The sequence below is a fragment of the Thiohalophilus sp. genome, assembly GCF_031581315.1.
Lineage (GTDB): Bacteria > Pseudomonadota > Gammaproteobacteria > UBA6429 > Thiohalophilaceae > Thiohalophilus.
In genome coordinates, this window is the sequence record NZ_JAVLAZ010000146.1 from 1 (window position 1) to 3648 (window position 3648).

Here is a 3648-nt window from a genome sequence, read left to right on the forward strand (position 1 = left end):
TTGTGGTTCGAATGCAATAACGAAATTCTACACGGACATTTAAGTTTTACGGAGTCCTCGGAGCCTTTCTGAGTATGGCCTGTCCGCCTGCGCCAGAGGGAGAGTGCCCCCCCAACCAGACAGACCTCTAGCGGGGAATGGCCAGGTCATCACCACCGGGGGGTGAACATTTGAGCCCGGGGTTTTCCCGGCCGATCAATTCCAATGCCACCGCGGCATTGCGCACCCGGTCTCGCATCATGTCATCGTGGTAGCTGTCCGGGTTCCACGGCGCGTACATGGCTTCCTCCGACGGACCAGGCTCGATTTTGAAATAGCAGGGTGCCGCGATACGCGCAATCTCCGCCGCCTCGTAGAAACGCACGAAGCCGCCCATGGAATTCACCAGGCAGAGGTAGACATCCAGCGGAATCTGGATAGTGCTGCGGATGGCCGAGAGCATCGGCAGGGTGAGGTCGGCGAGCGGATTGAAGGTATTGGCTCCCAGTTGCTGGGCGACATGGGCGCCTGCCGGGTTTGCCTGACCGGCAAACACCGACAGTTTGAAAATAACGTCTTCGGGGATGACGCCTTTTTGACGGAGCTGGTTAACGAGCCACAACACGCCTTCATCGGCTACCAGGAAACCACGAAAGCCGGCATCCATGCAACGTTCGATATCTTTTAGCCAGTGCCGGACAGCATCCATGCCGCGCAGGCGCATGCCGGAGACCAACCCCTCCGATGTGGCTATCTGACGTCCACCATCCCAGCCGCGACGCGGGCCAGGGGTCATCACCACCTCGATTTTCTGTTCCCGCGCCAGTTGCGCAAAATCTCGTAATTCGGCCTGGGTGAGATAGGTGGCGCCACCGACAGTAGCAATAATACGGTGTACCGGTACCTGCTGTTGTTCCGCTTCTTTAATGAGCGTTTGCAGTGATGATACCCGCTCGACACCGGATATTTCGATGCGATAATGACCGCCATCGGGGAACCGGAGCTCAGACGATGGCAGCTGATTATTGTCATGAGCCGGAAGTCCGAGTTCTTCAAGTGCCTGTTCAAGGTTATCCATTAGTTCCTCCTCGCTTAATCTGCTAAGATATCTTGTACACCTATCATACTACCCACAACGCCATATAAAAAGGAAGCCTCCATGCCTCTAAACAGTGCTGAACTCATTAAAGACCCCATCGGTTTTTACCCGCAGGCAACCGTGGCCTGTTTTGACCCTACCCGTGGCGAACTGCCACGACGGCAACTGGATGAAAGGCGCACCCTGACTTTTCTTGAGCGCCTTGCCACTGCCGGAGTGCCCGCTGCACTCATTGCTTCGTCTACCGGACAGGGACATTTACGCACGGTGGATGAACTCGCCGCCTGGTTTCGTTGTGCGGCAAAGGCTCATAGCCACGAGATGCTGTTAATGGGGCTGCTCAGACCGGAAGACGGTATCGATGCCAACAATCGCCTCCTGGATCTGCTGACTGATTGTCATTATCCGGTGGTGTTTTTTCGGCCGGGAACCGATTTACCCGAGCATGCCAGCGATGAACAGGTGAGTGAGAGTCTGGCGCCACTCATCGCTGCAGCGGCGCAACGGGGGCTGGCCATCGGGCTCTATTCTATTTCCGATGTCAGTGGCCTGCCGTTAACTGCCGAGTCGGTGGTGCTCCTGCTGGATTGTGAGGGTGGCGAGCATATTGTCGCCGTAAAAGTGACCGAGACAGACTACGAGACAAGCACGGCGCGCTTCCTGGCCCACCCGGCTCTCAGTCGTTTGAAAATAGTGCAAGGCTGGGATCCACACCTGAGTCGCGCCTTGCGTGATGGTCCGCGTTTTGATGTTGATGGCCGACAGCGATCCGGGATTACATCCGGTTTGATGTCACTGGCGGTGCACCAGTACATCCATATTTTAAGCGCTGTTGCTCATGAAGAGTGGGATGAGGTAGCCAAGGCACAACAATCTGCCGACGCAATTTTTCGGGCAATGCAGGATGACCCGCAACATTTTGCAGACCTGCAACGCGCTAAATATATTATGGGCTTGGGGCATCCATTAACGGCGCGTGTCAGCGACCAACAGGTCGAGCGTGTTTTTAGGGCACTGGATAATTTACCCCGCCACGCAGACCGCCAACGCCTTGCCCGCAGCCTTGATTTAATGGGGGACGGGCCGTTTCATGATCGCCTCCGTCTTCTTACCTGACACGACACGCAAAAGGATAGCCCATGCGCAGATTTCACCTCATTGAACTGGAAGACCAGAAATGGTGCCCCGGCCTTAAGCTCAAAGGGGGTATCTTTTAATCATGCCCTGGTTTTTTCTGTGTGAAGGTTAAAGAACAGCTCTCGGGAAAGGAGCTGTTAGCATGTGGATCTGGACGATCGTCTGCCTTTTGGGCGCCTTAGCCGCCGCGATCCGGGGTTTTAACGGCGACCTTGGTATTGTGGTTACTAATGGCCAAGGCGCTTTCCCTGCTCCTGCTGGTGTTGCTGGCCATTACGGTGGCGGCCTGCCTGGTCAGGGAGCGCCGCCACCGGGCCCTGGAAAACCACCAAGGCGGCACACCTTCCAATGAGACGGGCGCACGGCTCCGCCGCCATCAGGATTTGGGCGTGGATAGCGGCCCGATGCGGAAGAGGGATTCGGCGGCGTGGCCGTCCAGCATCTCGCTGGTGTAGTGGTTCTCGTACTCGGTCATCTCCGCCCCCTCTTTCTTCGCAAAGCTGGCGAACAGCCGCCGTGAGGGTTCGTTGGACTTGGTGATGGTGGTATTGAGTTCGGTTACGCCCCGGCAGCTCTCCCTCGCCAGGAGAGCCTGAATCATCGTGGTCGCCAGGCCGTGGCCCCGCCCTTCCTTGCCGACGCCTACCTGCCACAGAAAGAACACGTTGGGCTCTTTAGGCTTGCGGTAGCCGGTCACGTAGCCCACCAGCTCGCCGTCTTTCTCGGCCAGGATGCAGGTCTCCGAGAAATGGTCACACTGAAGGACGTTGCAGTAGCAGGAATTCATGTCCAGAGGGGGGGTGATGCGCACGAAAGTGTAGAGTCGCGCGCCGTCTTCGGCGGTGGGTTCCCGCAGGGTAATGCCGTCGAATTCGTCATCGATTTTCATAGGTAACCTCTTTAGCCTGATGCATCATGCGAGTGGCCGTATCCTTCCGGATGCGGGGCCATCGTCCCTGACATGGGGGATATAAGGGACCACTAAGCGGCGAATATCTCAACGTTGCTGACTGGTATTGTACCTGCAACACCGTTGCCAAGCCCTGCCGCGCCAGCGGCGTTTAGCCGGGGGTGATACGTAAGCGCTTTTGCGCAGGAGGGAGCAGGATGGAGTTGGGGACCCCAAGAGTGCTTAGTGCGCCAATTATCGGTCAAGATTTCCGCCAATTTCAGATCCGCTGTGCCCATTTTTAGGACGATTCGATTCACGCTGTTCATGTACAAGTACAACTGATACCAGCTCAACCGCAAGCTGTCTATTTTTTTGCCAGGAAATCACTGCCATCGGAACAAAACAACTTGTTTTTGCTACAGAAATCAGCAGGCGATATCAACACATTACTCCCCGTCCGAGAGACCTTCCATGGGATCAATAGGGGACCAACCACGTTCACCTTCTTTTGACACCGGCAGCTGCGGACAGTGCCGGAATG

3 protein-coding genes are annotated in these 3648 nt (G+C 56.3%); 1 reads left to right on the forward strand and 2 read right to left on the reverse strand.

What is annotated here, in order from left to right:
- Positions 1-127 precede the first annotated feature (127 nt).
- Positions 128-1057, reverse strand: a complete 930-nt coding sequence (locus RI563_RS12895; RefSeq protein ID WP_310694791.1) for a hypothetical protein — start codon at positions 1055-1057, stop codon at positions 128-130.
- Between the two features lie 141 nt (positions 1058-1198).
- Here RI563_RS12895 and RI563_RS12900 point away from each other — a divergent pair, with 141 nt between their 5' ends.
- Positions 1199-2194, forward strand: a complete 996-nt coding sequence (locus RI563_RS12900) for a hypothetical protein (protein WP_310694792.1) — start codon at positions 1199-1201, stop codon at positions 2192-2194.
- Positions 2195-2591: 397 nt separating this feature from the next.
- Here the strand turns inward: RI563_RS12900 and ectA are convergent, their stop codons facing one another.
- On the reverse strand, positions 2592-3104 hold the full coding sequence (gene ectA, locus RI563_RS12905; RefSeq protein ID WP_310694793.1) for a diaminobutyrate acetyltransferase: 513 nt from the start codon (positions 3102-3104) through the stop codon (positions 2592-2594).
- Between the last annotated feature and the right edge of the window lie 544 nt (positions 3105-3648).